The sequence below is a fragment of the Shewanella sp. SM101 genome (assembly GCF_025654465.1).
Lineage (GTDB): Bacteria > Pseudomonadota > Gammaproteobacteria > Enterobacterales > Shewanellaceae > Shewanella > Shewanella oncorhynchi.
The window spans coordinates 162,330-179,585 of sequence record NZ_JAKKRH010000006.1; the positions used below are offsets into that span (position 1 = coordinate 162,330).

At 45.6% G+C, this 17,256-nt stretch carries 9 protein-coding genes and 2 pseudogenes; 1 reads left to right on the forward strand and 10 read right to left on the reverse strand.

All coding sequences use genetic code 11. The features are described from left to right. Positions 1 to 60: 60 nt before the first annotated feature. Positions 61 to 1,488 (reverse strand): GGDEF domain-containing protein, encoded by a 1,428-nt coding sequence (locus tag L5M38_RS05285; protein WP_263178511.1) that lies wholly within the window; start codon positions 1,486 to 1,488, stop codon positions 61 to 63. A 291-nt stretch (positions 1,489 to 1,779) separates the two neighbouring features. Here L5M38_RS05285 and L5M38_RS05290 point away from each other — a divergent pair, with 291 nt between their 5' ends. Continuing rightward, the gene (locus L5M38_RS05290) at positions 1,780 to 2,733 is read left to right on the forward strand and encodes a DUF72 domain-containing protein (RefSeq protein WP_263178512.1); all 954 of its coding nucleotides are present in this window, start codon (positions 1,780 to 1,782) and stop codon (positions 2,731 to 2,733) included. 398 nt (positions 2,734 to 3,131) lie between these two features. Here L5M38_RS05290 and L5M38_RS05295 read toward each other — a convergent pair. The 9 genes and pseudogenes from L5M38_RS05295 to prfB form a co-directional block, all read right to left on the reverse strand. Continuing rightward, positions 3,132 to 4,046, reverse strand: a pseudogene (locus L5M38_RS05295) (IS110 family transposase); the annotation flags it as partial. Positions 4,047 to 4,187: 141 nt separating this feature from the next. Beyond that, positions 4,188 to 4,949: pseudogene (locus L5M38_RS05300) on the reverse strand (isocitrate lyase/phosphoenolpyruvate mutase family protein); the annotation flags it as partial. Between the two features lie 221 nt (positions 4,950 to 5,170). Further along, complete coding sequence (locus tag L5M38_RS05305) at positions 5,171 to 6,640, reverse strand: inorganic phosphate transporter (RefSeq protein WP_263145400.1); 1,470 nt, start codon at positions 6,638 to 6,640, stop codon at positions 5,171 to 5,173. A 245-nt stretch (positions 6,641 to 6,885) separates the two neighbouring features. After that, positions 6,886 to 8,574 carry a glucan biosynthesis protein gene (locus L5M38_RS05310; RefSeq protein WP_131524680.1) on the reverse strand — a complete coding sequence of 563 codons (1,689 nt, stop codon included), beginning with the start codon at positions 8,572 to 8,574 and terminating at the stop codon, positions 6,886 to 6,888. Positions 8,575 to 8,944: 370 nt separating this feature from the next. Beyond that, complete coding sequence (locus tag L5M38_RS05315) at positions 8,945 to 9,379, reverse strand: PaaI family thioesterase (RefSeq protein WP_173246528.1); 435 nt, start codon at positions 9,377 to 9,379, stop codon at positions 8,945 to 8,947. Positions 9,380 to 9,549: 170 nt separating this feature from the next. Then, positions 9,550 to 11,715: a catalase/peroxidase HPI gene (katG, locus tag L5M38_RS05320; RefSeq protein WP_168824902.1), complete on the reverse strand. Its 2,166-nt coding sequence runs from the start codon at positions 11,713 to 11,715 to the stop codon at positions 9,550 to 9,552. 312 nt (positions 11,716 to 12,027) lie between these two features. Then, positions 12,028 to 13,500, reverse strand: a complete 1,473-nt coding sequence (locus tag L5M38_RS05325) for a carbon starvation protein A (protein WP_105250058.1) — start codon at positions 13,498 to 13,500, stop codon at positions 12,028 to 12,030. A 654-nt stretch (positions 13,501 to 14,154) separates the two neighbouring features. After that, complete coding sequence (lysS, locus tag L5M38_RS05330; protein ID WP_006080389.1) at positions 14,155 to 15,657, reverse strand: lysine--tRNA ligase; 1,503 nt, start codon at positions 15,655 to 15,657, stop codon at positions 14,155 to 14,157. Between the two features lie 28 nt (positions 15,658 to 15,685). Next, positions 15,686 to 16,784, reverse strand: a protein-coding gene (gene prfB, locus L5M38_RS05335; protein WP_168824900.1) for a peptide chain release factor 2 whose coding sequence is annotated in 2 segments (ribosomal slippage) — positions 15,686 to 16,708 and positions 16,710 to 16,784 — 1,098 coding nt in all. Because the reading frame shifts where the segments join, the coding sequence is not laid out codon by codon here. Between the last annotated feature and the right edge of the window lie 472 nt (positions 16,785 to 17,256).

Sequence of the window (17,256 nt, forward strand, 5' to 3'; positions counted from 1 at the left end):
GCGGGCATTTCTTTACATATTATTTCTTTATAGACTTACAATGGCTTACCTAAAGCAAGCTTAAATGATCTTCATCGCTTTATTTTCAGGAATATTGGCCTCAGGTCGAAGCTCAGCATGTACGTTTCTTAATCCTTGATAACCCATTTCAATTCGATTTCCGCCATTCTTTTTAGCTTTATACATAGCGGCATCGGCACAGGAAATAAGCTGTTTCTCATTTTCACCGTGCTCTGGATACAGAGCAATACCGATACTCGGCAGAATATGGATCTGCTGTTCGGCAAGCTCGAAGGGGTGCTCGAATACTTGCAATATTTTTTGCGCGGCCAGCAGGGTATTATGTGCTGAATCGACTCGTTCAAGTAAGATGACAAACTCATCCCCCCCAAAACGCGCAACGGTATCTGAGCCCCTCACACAACTGACTATTCGCTGTGCAGTCACTTGCAGTAATAAATCGCCCACGCTATGACCAAAAGTATCGTTAACCCACTTAAATTTATCTAAGTCTAAATAAAGCAAAGAGAAATAACTTGATTCCCTATGGGCTCGAGATAGCGCCTTTTGAAATCTATCGTAAAAAAGCTCACGATTGGGTAACAAGGTTAACTGATCATAAAGTGCAATATGCTCTAATCGCGCGAGCATTTGTCGACGCTCAATCGCAAAAGCTATTTGCGTAGAAACAAACTCCAATAACTCACGGTCTTGGTGTGTATATGAAGCCGAAGTGGGCAAGCTATGCATAATCAAAGCGCCGATAACGCCTTTCTGTAGCTTTAGCGGCACACCCAGCCAACTTAAACAGCCATTACCCAAATCTTCACGAATCGCTTGGGGATAATCAGTTAAGGTCACGGGACACAGGAGTAAAGAATCAGCACTGCGGATCACTTGGTCAGTGAACACACTGAAACTTGCAATATCGATAAGCGAATCCTCGCCAGTAGCGGCTTTATAAGGAAAACTTAATTCATTTAAATCTTGATCGTACAATGCAATAGCAAAGTTTGCTGCAGGCAATAATTTAGCAATAATTTCATGAATTCTACGATATAGGGCTAGCAAGTCCTCAGCGACATGCACAGCCTCTGAAATCTCATATAAGGCTGCTTGTCTACGTTCGGCATTTTTGCTCTTAGAAATATCTCTAGCGACTGCGACACGCTGTTGATAAGCATCGGACCAACGTGCAGACCAAAGAATATCGACGATAACACCATCTTTACGCACATAACGGTTTTCAAAATCGACTTTAAAGCGACCTGCCATAATTTCATTGGCTGTTGCGAGAGTGCGTTCCCTATCCTCTGGAATGACAAGATCTAGCATCTGCATACCCATCATTTCTTCTGGGGTATAGCCAAAAATACGTTCTGCCCCTGCACTGACAAATTCAAACCTCCCCGCTTTATCGACGACACAAATAGCATCCAAGAGAAGGTCGATAAAATTGCTTAAGGAAGTGTAGCCATCATTATTCACGTAATTCTCCAATAAACGTCCGTCTTTGGCTAAGTCCTAAGTTTGATCATAAGCATAAAAATAATAATAACGCACTATTAGAGTAGGTTAATTTTCAATGTCATTCCAGAGTTGGCTAAGTTAAGTCCGACTTTTACAGAGTTAAATTCAAACAAAATCAAACACAATACTTAAGGCCATCGGTGGCACTATTTGACTCTGGACGACAGATATCGGCACAATGCCCTAAAATGTTGGTCAACATCAGGGCGCAGCTTTGGTACGCGCAAATCGCATTAAAGGAATTTATTTTTGGACCGATTGTGCTCTCCGTTACATCAACCCAACCATTTTCGCCTTGGGCTTGCCATGTGGTCGCACTCGAATTGGCAAGAAAGTGTGTATGGTCACGGAACTAAACAAGCGGAGCGACTCGCCCGTTACGCGACAATATTCAATACTGTCGAAGGGAACACCAGCTTCTACGCAACGCCTGCACAGCAAACGGTAATGAATTGGCACAGTGCCACGCCCGAGAGCTTTCGTTTTACCTTCAAACTACCGCAAACCATCACTCACCAAAGATTATTGCAACACTGCGGCCAAGAATTGAAAGATTTTTTCCAGATAATGACACCATTAATCGATAAAACAGGGATCTGGAAAATTCAACTGCCCGCCCATTTCGGCCCAGAAAACTTGTCTGCGTTAGCGCAATTTCTAGATCAAATCCCCCAAGGGTTAATCTATGGCGTCGAAGTCAGGCATGCTGCGTTTTTTGCTAAGGGAGATGCCGAGCGTGCGCTTAATCGATTACTCATCGATAAAAAAGTGAATCGCATCATCATGGACAGCAGGCCCTTGTTTGCACTGCCGCCCTGCAATGTCGCGATTATCGACGCTCACAAGAAAAAACCTCGAGTGCCAGTGCATGCGATTGCCACCGCCAATAATCCAGTGGTGCGCTTTATCGGCCAACCAGACGATGCCGTAACACAACTCGCACAGCAAGGCGTTACTGCTTTACCTAAGGATAACGATGCCTTTTTTGATAATTGGCTGACCCAACTCCCGCAGTGGCTCGCAGAAGGTCGAGAACCCTATCTGTTTATCCATACTCCCGACAATGAAGCCGCGCCTGAACTAGCCATCCGTCTCTATCAAAAATTGCGCAGCCAAATTGCAGCGCAAATTCACCTCACCGAGCTAAGACTACTTGATAAGAAACCTGAGGAGACAAGTACGCAGATGGGACTTTCTTGGTAAAACGGGCGCTAAGTAAAATGGACGTAAGAAGAAACCCACGGCAAACTCGCCGTGGGTATATACCCAAACAACCTGAAAATGCAGGATTCAGCGGGAATTTAACGCACTTTAGGCAAGGCCATTTATTGCTCCTGCATAAATGGCATTCACGCCATATATGGACCCATCCGGTTTGCAAGACATTCGATAGCGATTATGAGAAGAGTTCATTGCACCCATATATTCGGCCTGTTATTGAGGTATGCCTCTGGCCCTGATGGATATCTGCTTCTACTGTCCTTATCATCCTTGCGGCTTCATTATGAGCCTATGGCGAGCTAAGGTTTTCAGTAGATCAGTCTGACTGTCTCATCATCAAATCAATTGTCATAGCAACTTGCTGGTTGATTAATTATTAACTCTGCTAACTGGATTGCCCAGCAACTAAACTTATCTTGCTTATTCTGGCTGTGTTGCAACACCGCTCTGGCGCCGTGGATGAACAGGGTGCGTAAATACGCATTTCCCCGCTTGCTTATCCCAAGGAGGTTATCTTTACCTCCGCTGCTGTGTTGTTTGGGAACCAAGCCACACCAAGCTGAAAAGTGCCTGCCATTACTGAAATCTTTACCATCACCTGCGGCGGCATAAAAGGCGGTAGCGGTGACTGGACCAATGCCAGGGATAGTCTCTAAACGCTGGCAAATCACATTGTTTTTAGTTTCAGTAAGCACTTGTGCATCACAACTCTTAAGCCGTTTTTCTATATCACTAAATTCTTCATATAAGTGATAAAAAATGGCCCGACCTTTAGTGGTCAGCGCATTGGTTTCATCCGCTAAAATATCTGGGAACTGTACTTTAAAAGCCGATTTACTTTTGGCTATCACGATGCCGTATTCTGCTAACATGCCTCGCACTTGGTTGATTAACGCTGTGGATTGCTTAGTTAATCGTTCGCGCATTCGGTGGAGCAGTTGCACATCTTGCTGCTCGATACTTTTGGGTTTTACAAACCGCATGTTGGGCCGCTGCGCAGCCTCGGCAATGGCTAGCGCATCGTTGTAGTCATTTTTATTACCTTGCCTAAAAGGAACCACATACTGCGGGGCAATTAACTTAACTACGTGCCCAAATTGCTCGAATTCTCTGGCCCAATAACTCGCGCCGCCACACGCCTCCATAACGATAAGGCAAGGCTCAATTTTCGCGACAAAGGGCAGCAAGTCTTTGCGTCTAAGCATTTTCTTTTTGATTAACTTGCCCGCTTTATCGACGCCAACAGCATGAAAAACAGACTTTGCGATATCTAAACCGATTGTAGTAATCTTCATAGGTGGACCCGTCCTCTTTCTGATGAGTTTTAGCGACTAAAGGTCGCCGACATTCTGTCATTAATGCGCCTTGAATTGAAGCACCCTGGGCGCTCTGAAACTCGTATATTCAGGTAGCTTGGGTATAGATGAAAAACAGCTTTAACTCGGGATAAATAAGTTATTCATTTGCTCAAAACCAAGGGAAATGGCTTTAGGTATTGAATCCTTATCAACGGCAATAACCGCATTATTTGACTCTCGCTGAAACGGTTTTGCCTTAATTGAATTTAACAAAATTGGATTAAGCAAAGTGCTATAGGCCTGTAAAAATGAAGCTGGGCCAGTGGAAAAACGCTGCACACCTGCGGCAAATAACTCGCCGATATCCATCAGCTCATTCAATAGCATAAAATTCAGTGGCATATCCACAGCGGCAGACAAGCGCTTAGCGGTCTCGACCTTAATCGCGCCAGGGATAAAGCCGCCATCCGCACCCGCAGCCTGATATTGAGTTAACCTATCGATAGTCATAACAACTGCGGCCTCACCACTGGCTAAACCCAGTAAATACACATCAGTTCGCGCATTAATAAATAATCCTTGGCAACAAGGATGGGCGCGAATAGCTTTAATTTTGGCCACCATCTCAGCAACACTTGCACTGCCATCCTCAATATTAATTCCTGCTACGCCAAGCTCAGCGAGCTGCGCAACAAAAGCAGCAACCTCATCGGGATCTTGGCTATAACCAGATTCAATATCTATCGTCACGGGCACTCGGCTCAGCCGTAGGATATTGTTCACTACGCCCAATAAAGCCGCTTTAGGTAGCGCTTGCCCATCGGGATAACCGAGCGACCAAGCCAATGCCGCGCTACTGGTCGCAATCGCACGGGCGCCCGATGCTTGGATGATGGCCGCACTGGCGGCATCTCAAGCGTTAGTTAATATCAGCGGCTCTGATTGTTGATGTAGTGCTTTGAAAAATGTTCTAGATTGCTCAGCCATCTTATGTCCTTGTTGGTGTTGAAGGCTCAACTCTAACAAGATGGCTTAGGTAATTATCGCGGGAAACGGCACTGAACCGAAAAGCCAAGCCCTCAAGGCTTGGCTATGTGAGCATTCAACTTGAGTATTCTTGGCTAACCCCAAAGTGCATTGGCAAGGATAAACACACTCGCGGAGAGCAACATAGTAATAGGTAGTGTCAGCAGCCAAGCGAGCATGATTTGCTTAATGGTTTGGATCTGAAGCCCTGAACGATTAGCCACCATGGTACCCGCTACAGCGGAAGACAAAATATGAGTCGTCGATACCGGCATCCCCGTCATACTGGCAATCCCAATAGAGACGGCAGCGGTGACCTGCGCGGCAATGCCTTGGCTGTAAGTCATACTCGATGAACCAATTTTTTCCCCCACGGTATATACAATCCGCCGCCAACCCACCAACGTGCCGCAACCCAGCGCAGTCGCAATGGCAATAATCACCCAAATGGGCGCATACTCAGTAGTTCTAGTGAGATCTTTTCGCCATTTAGCCAATGAACTCAAATCCTTAGCAGGAAGATCCAATTTAGCCACTTGGCGAGCAGTATCATCGATGCACAACAATAAACGTCGCACCTCGCGTCGCTCTTCTACATCCATATCTTTGTAAGTCGAGACTTTTGCTAAGCGACGGTCAAGCAACGACATCGCCGGTAATACATTGGCAGATGAGCAATGGGCCAGCATATATTCGGGAACGTTGACTAAGGCTTTAAAGTCGATAACATCCGCGATAACGGCTTGGTTACGGTCATAAATAGCCATAATGCGACGATTAGCATCTTGAGTTCTTTCTAAATCATAGGTTTGACTGCCCATGTCCAAGGCAAAATAAGCCGGTGCCATACAAATCAGCACTAGCATCACTAAACCTATCCCCTTCTGTCCATCGTTAGAACCATGGGCGAAACTTACCCCCATAGCGGAGATAATTAAACTCGCCCTTGCCCAAAATGGAGGGTGTTTTTTACCATTAATCTGCATCTGCTCATCTGGGGTACGGTGAATTTTATGTTTCTGCCAAACGTATTTCATGATGAGCAAAAAAATCCCTGCCATCACAAACCCTAAGGTCGGCGAAATAATCAAGGACAGCATGATCTGCGTTGCTTTAGAGACATTAATGCCCTGTAGGATAGGCTGATGATTTATCCAAGCGAACGCGCCACCCACGCCCATTATCGAACCAATCAAGGTATGGGAACTCGATGCCGGAATACCAAAATACCAAGTACCTAAGTTCCAGATAATTGCTGAAAATAGCAGGGAAAACACCATCAGCAAGCCTTGGATTGAGTCCATACCGAGCAAGGAGTCTACGGGTAATAAATGCACTATCGCATAGGCCACCCCTAACCCCCCTAACAACACACCCGCAAAATTAAATAGTGCAGAGGTAACGACCGCCAGATTTGCCGGCATAGCCTTGGTATAGATCACCGTCGCCACCGCATTTGCCGTGTCGTGGAAGCCATTAATAAATTCGTATGCCAGTACAAAAAGTACGGCAAGGACTAAACCCACCGACCACGCAAAGCCTAACGTTGTGAACATTTCAAACATAAAATACTTACCCATGGCGAGAACGCCCACAGATTACGCCCAAGTTTAGGGTCTTTTACAGTGAAAAATTGTTTAGATTGTCAAAAAGTGAATTAGCCCCCAATAACTCAGTAGCATGCTTGCAATTACAACTGGCTTGATTTTTTAGATGTCAAATGAGCGGCATTCCCCGCATCTTGTTAATCATCAAAACAAAAACGCCAGCTAAGTTAGCTGGCGTTTTAGATTAATGAATCACGAATCGCTTATTGCAGATGACCTGCATTGTGCAATTCACGATCATCCTTAGCAGGCGGATTCCACTGATACATCCAAGTCTCAGACAATGGCTGACCATCGACCTCCAAATAGACTCTCAGGTTAATCGGCTCAGTCCCGTCTCCCGGTGGCACTACGTCAAACATAGCGCGGTAACCATTAATCGAGGCTAGAGGACGGGCTGATTCAATTTCCACTTTGCCTTCAGATGCTGTGATCACGGCTTTAACTTGGGTGTCTTTACCTATCATAGGTAAAGTTCCGCCCGCGAAATCCACCACAAAACGCTTACTGTAGTATTTGCGTTTCTGGCCAACTACGCCGCCAATCCCGGTGAAGGTATCGACAACCCGAGCACGGGGTGATTGAACCGGTGGAATGCCACCCCAGTACATGTTGTAGCTGTACAGCAGCTCTTGACCAGGTACAATCGGCTCAGCAGGATTCCAGAAAGCAACTATGTTATCAAAGGTTTCATCCAGTGTTGGAATTTCAACCAACTGCACTGAACCTTTGCCCCAACTGCTGGTTGGCTCAATCCATAGGCTTGGGCGTTTATCATAAAACACGCCGTCGTCCTGATAATGATCAAAGTTACGATCACGTTGCAGTAAGCCAAAACCTTTTGGATTTTCATCGCTATAGGCGTTGAATCGCAGGTTTTCAGGGTTACCTAGCGGACGCCAAATCCATTCACCATTCCCCGTGTGCATGGCTAAACCATCGGTATCATGGATTTCTGGACGCCAGTCATAACCGGTACGGCGATCGTTCTCACCCACCATAAACATACTGGTCAGTGGCGCAACGCCTAAACGTTCAATCGCTTTACGTGGATAAACTGCCACATCCACCTTCATTTTTAAACGTTCACCCGGTTCGATATCAAAACGATAAGCCCCTGTGACACTCGGAGAGTCTAGCAAGGCATACACAGTGGTGATATTCGATCCTGGTTTAGGTTTTTCTAACCAGAAATTGGTGAACATTGGAAACTCTTCGGGTTTTGGCAGTGCAGTATCAACCGCTAAGCCGCGAGCCGACAAACCGTACTGCATTTCTTGACCCACTGCGCGGAAATAACTAGCGCCAAGGAAGGCAACAATGTCACGCTGCCAATCGGTATTAAATTGCATACGGAAACCCGCAAAACCAAGATCCTTAGGCAACTGACTACCTTTGACCTTTGACTTGCCGTAATCGAACATTGAAGGTGAATACTCGATTAACTTAGCCTTACCCTCATTTAGCTCATAAATATGAATAGGGGTATCAAAAAACAGCCCAAGATGGAACAGTTCGGCACGAAACTCCGAATCTTGATCACGCCATAGTGCGGCTTTCTTCTTGAAGTGGAATTGTTGGTAATCATCCCAACTCATGCCCTGAAGGCTTTTAGGTAATTCGCCTTTATGACTCTCATAGGGTTGTGCCGCCATAGTACGGGCATAACCCTTTAGCCAAGCGTAACTAAACTCTTCACCTTCTTGTGGTGACGCCTGCTTACCTGCCGCACATGCTGAAAGACTCAGCAATACGCTACAGGTTAACAATACGCCGCCAACCATACGCTGCAAACGGCCGCGACGAGAGGAGGATTGGGCTTCAATCGAGGGTAGTGTCACCCTCGATTCTTGATAAACGTTTCTTTGTTCGGGAAATAAATTGGGTTGCATAAGCAGACTCTGAATTGGTGTAACTTCCTGACACTTCCCTGCAAATCTGACTCAATTGCAGCGATGGCCCTGTGGAGAACTGTTGATGACAGAGGTAACAATACAGCGATCAGCAACAATTCGCCAGAATCTAGCATACTTTCTGTCGAATGGAATATGGCATGCTAGCTATTTTCAATCTTGAGGCTTATTTATGAAAATATGATTAAAAAATTCCGTTATTAACTGAATTTACGCCCATAAAAACCTCACTGCCAGCAAGAAGGCCGTCGGCTTAATACCTGAAGATAAAGTGCACCTTCGGCATAGGTTAATTATCTGCTCAGCGTGTTAACTCGAAGAGATAATATCGCCAGCCTGCAAAATCGGTTTATGGCCTTAAAATCATACAAGTCGCCGTAGCAGTGGCGAGCAGTTTTCCATCCTGCGTTTTTAGCGTACCTTCCGAAATACCTAAAGACTTAGATAAATTGATCACCCTGCCCTCAGCCACTAACACTTGATGTTTAGGCACAGGTCGAATCATTTTAATATTCAAATCGATAGTGCCGTAACCGACACCCGCTTCAAGCAATGTATGCACGGCGCAACCGGTAACCGAATCCAATACAGTCGCGGCAAAACCACCATGAACACCGCCCAATGGGTTGAGGTGCTTATCATCGGCAGTCGCATGGAATGTCACCGTTCCTTCGTCGGCTTGAACCAGCGACATTGGCATAGTGAGAGAGATAGAAGGTGCGGGTAATTCCCCCCTTGCCATTGCCTGTAAAATGGCTAAACCCGACATTTGCTGAATATTCATATTCCACCTAAATTGATGAGCGTCAAAGCACATGAATAAAAATGACCGCTTAACCACTTTGGATTAGGCGATCATTTAACTGAAAATCCACTTAAACGCTTGGTCCGCATTAACCCCAGCGGCGCCTAAATTGGATCCATATACCACTAAAAAGACTAATAAATATAAGCTCAGCGAAGATCGAATCTATCTAAGTTCATCACCTTAGTCCAAGCGTCGATAAAATCATCGATAAATCGCAGCTGTGCATCACTGCTCGCGTACACTTCTGCGAGTGCACGCAGCTGCGAATTAGAGCCAAAGATCAAATCAACACGACTTGCAGTCCACTTTTGCTGGCCGCTGACGCGATCAATACCCACAAACATATCCTCCGCTTTGGAAGTGGGTTTCCACGTCGTCCCCATATCGAGCAAGTTAACAAAAAAGTCATTGGTCAAAAACTCAGGACGCGCAGTCAAGACACCTGTTTTTGACTGATCAGAGTTAGTATCTAACACCCGCAGACCGCCAATAAGCACTGTCATTTCCGGCGCAGTTAAGGTCAGTAATTGCGCCCTATCGACCAATAACTCCTCCGCCGAAACAGAAAACGGAGTGGGATGATAATTTCTAAAGCCATCTGCGACAGGTTCAAGTACCGCAAAAGATTCCACATCAGTTTGTGCTTGCGTGGCATCCATACGACCCGGCGTAAATGGAATCGTCACTTCAACCCCCGCATTTCTAGCCGCTTGATCAATACCGACACAACCTGCTAGCACAATCAAGTCAGCAAGGGAGATTTTCTTACCTCCTTGATTGAACTCAGACTGAATACTCTCAAGCACTTTGAGCACCTTAGCGAGCTGTTCAGGCTGATTCACTGGCCAATCTTTTTGCGGTGCGAGTCGAATTCGAGCACCGTTCGCACCACCGCGCATATCAGAACCGCGATAGGTAGAAGCCGAGGCCCAAGCAGTGGCAACGACTTCTGAAATCGTTAATCCAGAACCAATAATCTTCAGTTTGAGATCAGTAACATCCTGCTCATTAACCAGGGGATGATCAACCGCAGGAATGGGGTCTTGCCAAAGAAACGTTTCTGCAGGCACTTCAGGACCCAAATAGCGTGTGCATGGCCCCATATCTCTGTGTGTCAGCTTGTACCAAGCTTTTGCAAATACATCGGCAAACTCATCGGGATTTTCAAAGAATCGACGTGATATTTTCTCGTAATCAGGATCGAAGATCAGTGCAAGGTCGGTGGTCAACATGGTTGGCACATGACGTTTTGAAGCATCGTGCGCATCGGGGATCACCCCTTTACCCGCGCCATTTTTAGGTATCCACTGATGGGCACCCGCAGGGCTCTTAGTCAGTTCCCATTCATATCCAAATAGATTTTCAAAAAAATTGTTACTCCATTGGGTTGGTGTTGAGGTCCAAGTCACTTCGAGGCCACTGGAAATAGTATCGCCACCTTTACCGCTTTTATAGCGACTCTGCCAACCTAGCCCTTGCTGTTCAATACCTGCGGCTTCTGGCTCAGGTCCGACTAATGCTGCGTCACCTGCACCATGGGTTTTACCAAAAGTATGACCTCCGGCAATCAAGGCTACGGTTTCTTCATCATTCATCGCCATGCGGGCAAAGGTTTCGCGGATATCAACGGCGGCAGCGAAAGGATCTGGGTCGCCATTGGGTCCCTCAGGGTTAACATAAATCAACCCCATTTGGACTGCGGCGAGGGGATCTTCAAGATCTCGCTCTCCCGAGTAACGCTTATCGTCTAACCATTTATTTTCCGCACCCCAGTAAATATCAGCTTCGGGTTCCCAAATATCGACTCGCCCACCAGCAAAACCTAAGGTTTTGAATCCCATAGATTCCAGCGCGACATTACCCGTGAGGATCATCAAATCGGCCCAAGAGATTTTATTACCATATTTTTGTTTAATCGGCCAAAGGAGCCGGCGTGCTTTATCGAGGTTTACGTTATCTGGCCAGCTGTTTAACGGTGCAAAACGTTGATTACCGCTCCCCGCTCCGCCACGTCCATCACCGGTACGATAGGTGCCGGCACTGTGCCATGCCATACGAATAAATAGCGGCCCATAGTGGCCAAAATCTGCAGGCCACCAGTCCTGTGAATCCGTCATTAATGCAAGGAGATCTTGCTTTACAGCAGCTAAATTGAGGGATTTAAAGGCTTCAGCATAATTGAAGTCATCACCCAAAGGATTAGATAAAGAAGAGTGTTGGTGCAGAATATCGAGCCGGAGCTGTTTAGGCCACCAATCTCGATTCGAGGTGCCACCAGCAGAATGGTGCATAGGACATTTGTTCTCAGACATAACGTGCTCTCCTTCTGTTCGCAAAAAATATTCAAGTAAATAAAATCTAAATGACTTTTGCCGCAAGTTTGTACTGCTTAACGCTCTCTACCACAGACTAATCGTTTCAATAGAGAAATAAAAACCAGTCTAACGACCTTACCTTACCTCTAGATGAAACGCGATGAATCCGCTCATTAAAAAATATTCAGCAAAAATTACCCTTTCTAAAATAAGCTATTAAAGGATAGTAGAATGATACCAATCATAAAAAAACAAGGGCTGCAAAATGCAGCCCTTGTTTGTTATTGGGTAAAACTATGGAATAACGGACTATTTAACTTCTGCCACAGGTTTGCGTCTATTGTGTGCAATGATCAGGGCAACTAAACAGATAACTCCGACAGCAATACCCACTGGCTGGCTCAAAGGTTGCGGTAAGCCTAGGCCAATGCCCGCAGTCATAATATAAGACACAGTAACGCTGGTGCCGCCAATGGCTGGTAAGCTAACAATCCAATGGAAGGTCCCACGATCGAACAAATACTTAGTCGCTAACCACAATACACTGGTTGATAGCAGCATATTTGAGAAAGCAAAGTAACGCCAAATCAAAGAGAAATCGATCTTCGTCATAAAGTACGCAATGGTCAGAATAGGCACTGCAACCAATAAGCGATTACGCATACTTTGCGGAATATGGAAGGCATCGATAATCGTCAAACGCAGCGAACGAAATGCGGTATCGCCAGAGGTAATAGGGAAGATAGCCACGGCCACAATCGCCATAATACCGCCCGCAACACCTAAATACGTGGTTGCCACTTGGTTAACCACTAAACCTGGGCCACCTTGGTCGAGCAAACTCTTAAGCTCAACATAACCGCCAGGGAAAGCTGCAATACCCGCCGTTGCCCATACACAAGCAACGATACCTTCAGCAACCATAGCGCCATAATACACAGGGCGAACATACTTCTCATTCGTCAAGCAACGAGCCATGATAGGCGCTTGAGTTGAATGGAAACCGCTAATCGCACCACAGGTAATAGTCACAAATAACAGTGGCCAAACAGGTAGTCCATCTGGGTTTGGTTCGAGTAACTCATTGTTGTAATGGCTGTGGTCGAAATAGGCAAACACATCACCCATTTCAGGTAACTGCGGCGCATTGATCATTAGAGCAACGGCGATAGAAACTGTCATGACTATCATCAACAAACCAAATGCGGGATATAATTTAGTGATGATTTTATCAATCGGCAGCATAGTCGCTAAAAAGTAATAGACTAAAATCACTAACACCCAGAAGGTATTATTGCCAAAGATGGTGTCTTTAAAATAATCGAGATTACTCAGCAAACCTGCGGGGCTCATGATGAAGACCACGCCCACAAAAAACAGCAGCATAGCCGTAAACAGCAACATCACGCCTTTAAAGTAAATATTAAAGTAGTGGCCCGCAATCTCTGGCAGACTCTTACCGTCTTCTTTTATGCTGAGCACGCCAGAAAAATAATCATGTACTGCGCCGCCAATAATATTCCCCAGTACAATCCACACTAAGGCTATTGGGCCGTAAAGTGCACCGAGGATCGGGCCAAATATCGGCCCCACACCCGCGACATTGAGGAACTGGATCAGAAACGCTTTAGCCGGATGAACCGGAACGTAATCGACGCCATCTTCGAATCTCGCCTGTGGTGTTATCGCTTTAGGATCGATACCCGCTTGCCGCTCAACAAAGGGACTATAGAACTTGTATGCAAGCACTAAGAGTGCGATACAAATAAAGAAAATTAACATTATTTAATTATCCATACTTTAGTAGGAGGTGATTTAATGGAGAGTTTCATTGAGTTAGCGACTGAGGTCAAGCAACACACTATTAGACTAATGTCGGGTTGATTATCTGAAACAGCCGTACGAGTGGGTATAAATGAACAAACGCGTTTAAAAATAATCCCTATGAAGTATTTATGCACTCAGTAATACAACCAACTATTTTGATGTATCCCAATTGCCTCTTCTTGAACTCCTTGCCCTAGGTATTCCTGCAAACCATCTCTATCGAAAATGAAATGAACACAGACAATATCGCATGTGACTGGCGGTGAGATGCTAGCAGCATAAACGAGTGTTTCGTGACATCCCAATATACAACCCCAAGTTAAAGACACTATCTACACTCACAAGCTAAAGCTAACGTGCCACTTGATGATGCTCATCTAGCCCATTTTTAGGTTACTAATGGTGCGACTTTATCACTCATTATTTTTAACTATTTTAGAAAACAAAAAACCAGCCAAATGGCTGGTTTTTTAGGGGGTATTTCATCGTAGCGATGCTCAGATCATACCTAAATCAATCACTGTAAACTTAACCTATTGCGACTTACTAAAAGTCGAGTGGCTAAACTAATACAACAAAATGTACAACGAAATACCTTGTTCGACTGCATTACGCCTGTGGGCGCATGGCAGGGAACAGGATCACGTCACGGATAGTATGAGTGTTAGTGAACAACATCACTAAACGGTCGATACCGATACCTTGACCTGCCGTGGGTGGCAAACCGTGTTCCAGTGCAGTGATATAGTCTGCATCGTAGAACATAGCTTCATCGTCACCTGCATCTTTCGCGTCAACCTGTGCTTTAAAGCGGTTGTCTTGATCTTCAGCATCGTTCAGCTCGCTAAAGCCGTTAGCCACTTCGCGGCCACCGATGAAGAATTCGAAACGGTCAGTGATGAAATGGTTGTCATCATTACGACGTGCCAATGGTGAAATATCCGCTGGGTAGCCAGTGATGAACGTCGGTTGCATCAATTGCCATTCAGCAGTTTCACCGAAGATTTCTTCAAGCAGCTGACCACAAGTCCAGAACTTCTCAATCTTCATACCTAAGCTTTTCGCCAAATCGCGCATGAATTCAACATCTTTCACTTGCTCATAGGTCATAGCTTGGATAGTCGCGTTATCAGGATTGTACTTCTGAATCGCTTCTAACATGCTTAAACGTGCGTATGGGCCGCCGAAATCAACTGTGTGCTCGCCGTATGGCATTTGCGCACTGCCAAGCAGTTCGATAGCAATCGAGCTGAGCATTTCTTCGGTTAAGTCCATCAGATCTTTGTAGTCTGCATAAGCCATATAGAATTCCATCATAGTGAATTCTGGGTTATGACGTGGCGACAGACCTTCGTTACGGAAGTTACGGTTAATTTCGAACACACGCTCAAAACCACCCACCACTAAACGCTTCAAGTATAATTCTGGCGCGATACGCAGGTACATTGGCATGTCTAAGGCGTTGTGATGAGTGATAAAAGGACGGGCCGAAGCACCACCTGGGATCACATGCATCATAGGGGTTTCAACTTCCATGAACTCTTTTTTGATCATGAAGTTACGGATTGCAGAAACCACTTTAGAACGCATGATAAAGGCATTGCGTGAATCTTCGTTAACGATGAGATCCACGTAACGTTGACGGTAACGCATTTCTTGATCGGCTAGACCATAATAATCCGCAGGCAATGGACGCAGCGCCTTGGTCAGTAGCTCGTACTGTTCCATGTTGACATATAAGTCGCCTTTGCCAGACAAATGCAGCTGACCAGTTACACCTATGATGTCACCGATATCCAGACCTTGAAAACGCTCTTTCAAATCAGCTTGTACGCTTTTTTCAGCGTAAGCTTGAATACGGCCAGACACGTCTTGGATCACTAAGAAAGGACCACGTTTTGCCATGATGCGGCCAGCAATGCTGGTCTTAAAACCTAAGGCTTCGAGTTCTTCTTTAGTGTTTTGACCATACTGTGCTTGCAGTTCAGCCGCTTTATGGGTGCGACGGAAGGTATTTGGATGCGCATTAGCACTACAGTTTGGGCGGATGCTTTCTAGCTTGGCACGGCGCTCGGCGATCAGTTTGTTCTCATCAATTACTTGTTCAGTCATCTTATTTCTCGTCTATACCTTGAATTAATTACAGCCCAGATTTCAAACTGGCTTCGATAAACTTATCCAGATCGCCATCGAGTACCGCTTGAGTATTGCGGGTTTCAACGCCTGTGCGTAAGTCTTTAATGCGGGCATCGTCTAATACATAAGAGCGAATTTGACTGCCCCAGCCGATATCAGACTTAGCGTCTTCTGCGGCCTGTTTGTCGGCATTTTGCTTGAGCATTTCTAACTCAAACAGTTTTGCTTTCAGCTGCTTCATCGCAGCATCTTTATTTTTATGCTGTGAACGGTCGTTCTGGCACTGCACAACGGTATTCGTCGGTAAGTGGGTAATACGAATCGCCGATTCCGTTTTGTTAACGTGCTGACCACCCGCGCCCGATGCGCGATAAGTGTCGATACGCAGATCCGATGGATTGATATCGATAGTGATATCGTCGTCGATTTCTGGATAAACGAACACAGAGCAGAATGACGTATGACGACGACCCGATGAGTCGAATGGCGACTTACGTACTAAACGGTGCACGCCAGTCTCAGTGCGTAACCAACCAAACGCATATTCGCCAGTAAACTTAATGGTCGCGCCTTTAATACCGGCCACGTCACCATCGGTTACTTCCATCAACTCAGGGCTAAAGCCATGGGCTTCGCCCCAACGTAGGTACATACGCAGCACCATGTTGGCCCAATCTTGGGCTTCGGTACCACCACTGCCAGACTGAATGTCTAAATAACAGTTTGACGCATCTTGCGGGCCGGAGAACATACGACGGAATTCAAGATCGGCAAGACGGCTTTCGAGATAATCCAGCTCTTTACTGGTTTCATTGAAGGTATCTTCGTCTTCCTCTTCAATAGCCAGCTCGAGTAAGCCTTCAACATCTTCAAGACCTGAGTCCATATCGTCTATGGTTTTGACCACAGCTTCTAGGCTGGCGCGCTCTTTGCCTAAGGCTTGGGCGCGCTCTGGGTCGTTCCACACTTCTGAACTTTCAAGCTCACGGGTAACTTCTTCTAGACGCTCATTTTTGGCATCGTAGTCAAAGATACCCCCTAAGAAGCTCCGTGCGCTCGGCAAGCTCCTTAATTTTGAATTTTACTGGATTAACTTCAAACATGAGTTTTCAACTTTCTTTATTTGGCCGCTTTAATTGATCTTCCACTAAAAGGGGCGATGATTAACAGTATTTGCAACCGCGCATTTTAACCTAACCAGACTGGTAAACCTAGGGGTGCACTGTTCATTAAATGGGATAACAAGGATTATTTTCCAAGCTAAAAGACCACAGCACTAAAGCCGAGACTAACAAAAAGCAATGAGTTAAGACTGTGATCTTACTTAAATTTAGCCAAGAATTTAGCCAAGATGATGCTATGCGCGAGGCCAATGGCTGACACACAAGCGCTCTCCTGCCTAAAAAATCCCCATAATATCAAAGGAAACACAACTAAAAAGGCCTGATAACGCCAACCCCATCACGACTAAACTAGAACAAACATTCATCAGCGCACAGTCTGAGCGGGTTTGTGATTCAAGCTGCAATTTTGCAGCAAACTTCACTCGCCCATAAGCGTCTTCTAAAGCTGTCT